Annotated in this window: 7 protein-coding genes; 1 reads left to right on the top strand and 6 read right to left on the bottom strand. The window is 43.3% G+C overall.

From position 1 onward, the window contains the following. The coding region (locus tag Q0J48_RS06360) for an aminotransferase class I/II-fold pyridoxal phosphate-dependent enzyme (RefSeq protein ID WP_296242622.1) at positions 1-493 on the top strand (493 nt) is incomplete at its 5' end. Positions 494-533: 40 nt separating this feature from the next. Here Q0J48_RS06360 and Q0J48_RS06355 read toward each other — a convergent pair. The 6 genes from Q0J48_RS06355 to Q0J48_RS06330 all read right to left on the bottom strand — a co-directional run bounded on the left by Q0J48_RS06355 (position 534) and on the right by Q0J48_RS06330 (position 5552). Then, positions 534-2228 carry a phospho-sugar mutase gene (locus tag Q0J48_RS06355; protein WP_296242624.1) on the bottom strand — a complete coding sequence of 565 codons (1695 nt, stop codon included), beginning with the start codon at positions 2226-2228 and terminating at the stop codon, positions 534-536. A 103-nt stretch (positions 2229-2331) separates the two neighbouring features. After that, positions 2332-2775 carry a gamma-glutamylcyclotransferase family protein gene (locus Q0J48_RS06350; protein ID WP_296242621.1) on the bottom strand — a complete coding sequence of 148 codons (444 nt, stop codon included), beginning with the start codon at positions 2773-2775 and terminating at the stop codon, positions 2332-2334. Further along, the gene (locus tag Q0J48_RS06345) at positions 2765-3250 is read right to left on the bottom strand and encodes a hypothetical protein (protein WP_296242620.1); all 486 of its coding nucleotides are present in this window, start codon (positions 3248-3250) and stop codon (positions 2765-2767) included. The genes Q0J48_RS06350 and Q0J48_RS06345 overlap by 11 nt, the downstream gene beginning before the upstream one ends. Continuing rightward, complete coding sequence (gene pcp / locus Q0J48_RS06340; protein ID WP_296242618.1) at positions 3247-3894, bottom strand: pyroglutamyl-peptidase I; 648 nt, start codon at positions 3892-3894, stop codon at positions 3247-3249. The genes Q0J48_RS06345 and pcp overlap by 4 nt, the downstream gene beginning before the upstream one ends. A 21-nt stretch (positions 3895-3915) precedes the next feature. After that, positions 3916-4872 (bottom strand): DUF979 domain-containing protein, encoded by a 957-nt coding sequence (locus tag Q0J48_RS06335; protein WP_296242617.1) that lies wholly within the window; start codon positions 4870-4872, stop codon positions 3916-3918. Further along, positions 4869-5552: a DUF969 domain-containing protein gene (locus tag Q0J48_RS06330; RefSeq protein ID WP_296242615.1), complete on the bottom strand. Its 684-nt coding sequence runs from the start codon at positions 5550-5552 to the stop codon at positions 4869-4871. The genes Q0J48_RS06335 and Q0J48_RS06330 overlap by 4 nt, the downstream gene beginning before the upstream one ends. Positions 5553-5668 lie beyond the last annotated feature (116 nt).

Genomic DNA, 5668 nt, shown 5'->3' with positions numbered 1-5668 from the left:
CGATCAAATCATTGTCGTAAACGGATTCTCCAAAGCTTTTGCGATGACAGGATGGCGTCTGGGTTATGCCCTAGCAAATAAAGAGGTTTCTGATGCAATGACAAAGATCCATCAATATGTGATCATGTCCGCTCCGACACAGGCACAATATGCGGCCATTGAAGCGATGACCCACGGATTGGATGATGTCATCCGCATGCGCAACGATTACTTGAATCGAAGAAATTTATTGGTCAACCGTCTCAATCGAATGGGGCTGGACACAAATATGCCGCATGGCACGTTCTATGTTTTCCCGAACATTCAAAAAACCGGCATGACTTGTGAAGAGTTCTGTGAAAAACTCTTGGAAAAAGAAAAAGTCGCCTGTGTTCCTGGCAATGCATTCGGTGAACACGGCGAAGGCTTTATTCGCATCTCTTATGCATATAGTATCGATCACTTGAAAGAGGCTTGTGATCGCATCGAACACTTCCTGCAAAATCTGGATTGATCGAAAAAAGTACCGCCTTCACATCGGCGGTACTTTTCTATTAGCTGTTTGTCAATTCTTTCATGGCCTGCTGATAAGCAACGGTCTTTTCATGGGCATCTTCTTTTGAGCTTCCCTTGATACAATAATAGAACTTACATTTTGGTTCCGTTCCGCTTGGACGAACTGCGATCCAGCTTCCGTCTTCCAAATAATATTTTAAGACATCCGATTTTGTGAATCCCGTCAGTTCCGTCACTGTATCTCCTTCTTTGATCGTACACTCTTTATAGTCTTCGCTGCGAACGACCTTGACTCCATTGATCTGTGCCGGGGCATCTTTTCGCAGATCCGCTAAGATCTCTTTGATTCGATTCGCTCCCGCTTCTCCGGACAATGTCAAAGCCACTTGACTTTCTTCATAAGTGCCATGACGTTCATACAAGCTGTCCAATACATCCACGAGGTCTTTTCCTTGTTGTTTATAGAAACTGGCCGCTTCAGCCAACATCAAACAAGCTTGCGGAGCATCTTTATCGCGAACAAATGGTTTGATCAAAGATCCGTAAGATTCTTCATAGCCAAATACATAATTCTTCTCATGGGTCACTTCATATTTCGCAACTTTTTCACCGATAAACTTAAAGCCGGTCAAAGTTTTCTCTGTTTCCACACCGTAGTCAGCAGCTACTTTTTCCCCAAGATCACTCGTTACGACCGTATTGAACATCACAGGATGTTCTGGCATCAGTCCCTTTTCTTTCAACTGCGAACAGATGTATTCAATTTCTACGGAACCCGATTGATTTCCGGTCAAAACCACATATTCACCGTTGTGTTTGACACCCACTCCCATACGGTCAGCATCAGGATCGCAAACCAAGATCACATCGGCATCGTTTTCCTTAGCGTATTTCAGCGCCAGTTCATAAGCTCCCGGCTGTTCTGGGTTTGGCGTTGGCGTATTGGAGAAATCTGGGTCGGGTGTACATTGTTCTACAACAGGGATACAAGTATATCCGGCACGTTTATAAACTTCCTGAACCGGAATGTTTGCTGTCCCATGTTCTGGTGAGAATACGATCTTGATATCCTTTTTAACATCCGGATTCAATTGAATGCTCAAAACATTCTTGTAGTATTCTTCATCAACATCTTTTCCAATGACCGTAACTAATTTCTTTTGTTCATCCGAACATTGAGCATCGATCGCAAGTTCATCTTCAATCGCGTTGACTTCTCCGATCACCTGGCTGGCTAACGCCGGAACCAGCTGACAACCTTTATCGTCATAAAGTTTATAACCGTTATATTCTTTCGGGTTGTGGCTGGCTGTGATCATGATCCCGCCAAAACAATGAAGATGGCGAACCGCAAAACTCAATTCCGGAGTGGGACGTAAAGATTCAAAAACATAGGAACGAATATTATTTTTTGCCAACAAGTCAGCACAGTCAAATGCCAATTCCTGAGACATGTGACGATTATCATAGCCAATCGCAATACCTGCCTGACAAGCCCCTGCCCCCGCTTTTTGAATATAGTTGGCATAGCCTTGGGTGGCTTTACGAATCGTATGAATGTTGATTCGATTGGTTCCCGGTCCCAAAAGACCTCTCATACCTGCCGTTCCAAACTCGATCAGCGTATAGAACGCATCATTTTTTTCTTCTTCGGTCATATTTGCCAAATCGTCCTTGTAACGAGGATCCAAATTTGGATGGTTGACCCATTTTTCATATCTTTCTTGTACCAGTGACATAAAGAAATCCTCCTAAATCTACGAGCATATTATAGCATTTTTTCAATGAAATGAAATCGTTTTCATAAAGAAAAGAGACATTCCGTTCAGAATGTCTCTACTCCACACAATGACGAGCCCGTTCAAGATCAGAAACATCAAAGCCATAATCTTCAAAGCCCTGAGTGATCGTTTTCCAATACGCTTCGGTGGGAAGCTGTTGTTTTGTATACGGCTGCATCACATAAACCAAGGCCTCGAGATCACCCAGCTTTTCTGTATGGATCGTTAACGGGATCCGATCATAAAGATCCGGATATTCTTCGTATTCATCTAATATTTTTAAATCATCCGTAGAAACTGCATACACTCCCACTTGTACACGATCTCCGCGCGAAGGAACGACATCCAAAAATCCTTTTGCCCCAAAGACCAGTTTGTAATCCGACAAGATTCCTTTGGAAAGCTGCTTCGCATCCGGACAACGCTTAGCCATGGCCTTCAAATCTAAGTTGCTGCCATAAGCCGCATAGATGACCGATGATTGTGGATCAATTTTCATAATTTTCACTCTTTTCAATCAAAAACCATAATTCCATGATCATTTTACGTGATTTGCGAAAATAACGTCGCCGATAATGATAAACTTCCAAGTCGTTCCACTCTTTAAAAGAGCGATATCCACTAGAGGGTAACCATTCATGGTAAAAACGTTTTCGAACCTTGGCGACCTTCGCGGGCAAAGTCAACTGCGAATGAACAGGAATATTGACCTTGACCACATCGATCCCTTTGGGAATCGTAATATTGGTATAGTCCTTGTTTTGTTTCAATACAAAATCGCCCATAAATATTTTATTCGGACCCGAAGCGACACAAGTGGTCAAAGGCTTGATCTGCGATTGAATATGCGGACGAATCTTAGCATACTTTTTGGAAAGAGCAGGAAGATCTTCAAAAAGTTGTGCTTCACTCGTCTTCCATTCAATGCCAGAAGCTAAAATATCTTCAGTCAACGCATTCGGAGAAAAGATCAATGCGTTTCTCCTCCCACTGTTTGAATGTCGACATCATTTTCGACAATAGCCTTGACCGCCAATTCAATTCCTTTGGCGATATCAGAAAGATTCATACCAGGCGTTCCTGCCGGCTGGTTGACAGTTTGTTCCGTCGCATAAGGCACATGCATAAATCCTCCCTTGATCGTTGGGTGTTTTGTCGCTAAGGCATGCATCACACAATACAGCATCGCGTTGCAGACATAAGTTCCCGCTGTAAAAGAAACCGATGCCGGTATTCCGCCCTTCTTCATTTCTTCGACCATCGCATGAACCGGGATCGTCGCAAAATAGGCAGCCGGAGCCCCTTCCACTAACGGCTGGTTCATCGGTTGATTTCCTTCATTGTCCGGAATACGGGCCTGCACATAGTTGATACCGACAAACTCAGGAGTAAGCTGCGAGCGTCCTCCCGCCTGTCCGATGCATAAAACATAGTCTGGTTGATATTCCTCAATGGCATCCACCGTTTTTTGAGGTCCTTTCCCAAATACTGTCGGCACTTCCAGTTTGATTACTTCTGCACCGGCGATCTGATCAGGCAATAGTTTTACCGCTTCATAAGCTGGATTGATTTTTTCACCGCCAAAAGGATCAAATCCAGTAATCAATATTTTTTTCATAATAAAGCCTTTCTAATCATTCTAAGATAAAACAATCATCATGATGATCTGCACAACAAGCATAATGGCCGCAATCAAGACCTGGTTCTTGATTACCCCATAATCATCTTTCATCTCCAAAACCGCTACCGGAACGATATTGAAGTTGGCCGCCATCGGTGTACACAAAGTACCGCAGTATCCGCAAGTCAGCGCCAAAGATCCGATAATGACCGGATCCGCACCGTAAGCCAATACAAACGGGGCCCCGATACCCACCGTCATTACGGTAATGGCCGCAAAGGCATTCCCCATAACCATGGTGAATAAAGCCATACCCACGGCATAAACGATAATACCGAAAGCTACGTTTCCTTCAGGAATGATATTGGTCACTAAGCTGGAGATCACATCCCCCACACCTGCCGTGGTAAAGACTGCACCTAAAGCAGCCAACAACGTCGGCAACATACTGAGCGGTCCCACGATATCTAACATACGGCGTCCGTCATTTAAGAATACTTTAGGCGTGTTGTCTTTGGAAAAGATCATCAATAAAATGATTCCGACAATCACACCGACTCCCATTCCAAAGATTGGTGAAATCGTAGTGAATAAAGCGGCAAATAACGCAAAGGCTCCGATGGAAAGTGCCGGTACAAACACTTTGTATCCGATCTTTTTGTAGTTTTTCTGCATTTCTTCCGGTGTTGGACTTGGTTCATTGCCTGCCTTCACCTGTTTAAAGATCGGGCTCAAAACCATCAGGACCATCAAGATTCCGGTAAACATCGGCGGAATCCATTTGCCAATCACAAACATCAACCCTAACAAGAACCAAAAGATGAATGTCCCCAATCTTTTTTCATTGGTCTTATCGTTCAGATTGCGAATTGCCACATAAATTGCGATCAAACCAATCACAAAATACAAGATCTCTAAGAGTTTATCCGAAAGTGAAACATCAACACTCATGAAAAATTCAACAGGGTTTGTCATGACTTAGCACCTCCTGCATATTTCTTGGCCAATCGTCTGTCTTTCAAGAAATAATAAACGATTGCCACAACCGTTGCGGTCAATGCCACTGGGATCTGTACGCTGGCCAGATCGATCAATGCCACTTCATAACCTAGATCCGCCAAGGTAGATTGCACTAAGAGCATGCCGCTGGTTCCGACAAACAATACTTGCCCAAAGAACCAAGCCACGTTATCCATAGCGCTGGACATTCCTTTCAACTGTTCCAAATATTCATCGGCAATAGGATGTCCATCCTTTTCTACGATAGCTTGTGCCATAGGCATAACGATAGGACGAATAAAGCTGGCAGCTCCACCGACACTAATATTGAATGCTCCAAAGATCAGGCGAATAATTCCGTAAATTCCGACGATCAAACCGGCAGAGGCATTTTTAAATTTTCCCATAAACTCGGCAGCCGCTTGTTTCAAGCCGTTTCGTTCCAATGTTCCTGTCAGGACCAGTACAATGATAAATGTACACATGCTTCGGTTCGAAACAAAACTCGATCCTAATGTTTCCAAAAAAGTGACAAGGTCAATACCGGAAACTAACGCTGTCACAACGGCGGCGACCATGATGATCAAAATGGAATCCAACTTGAGGATGAATCCAACAATGACGATCAGGATCCCCAACAATTTCAAAATTTCCATAATTTTCTCTCCTTACTACTCTTATTTTTTGAAATTATGACTTGATTTAATTATACGACGATGAAAATTTCTTTCAAGATGAAATGCTTGATTTTTCATTGCGGAAATGCGCAAAA

The sequence above is a fragment of the uncultured Faecalicoccus sp. genome, assembly GCF_944325745.1.
Classification (GTDB): domain Bacteria; phylum Bacillota_I; class Bacilli_A; order Erysipelotrichales; family Erysipelotrichaceae; genus Faecalicoccus.
Note: the sequence above shows the minus strand (reverse complement) of the source record. Positions and strands in the feature narration are given on the sequence as shown.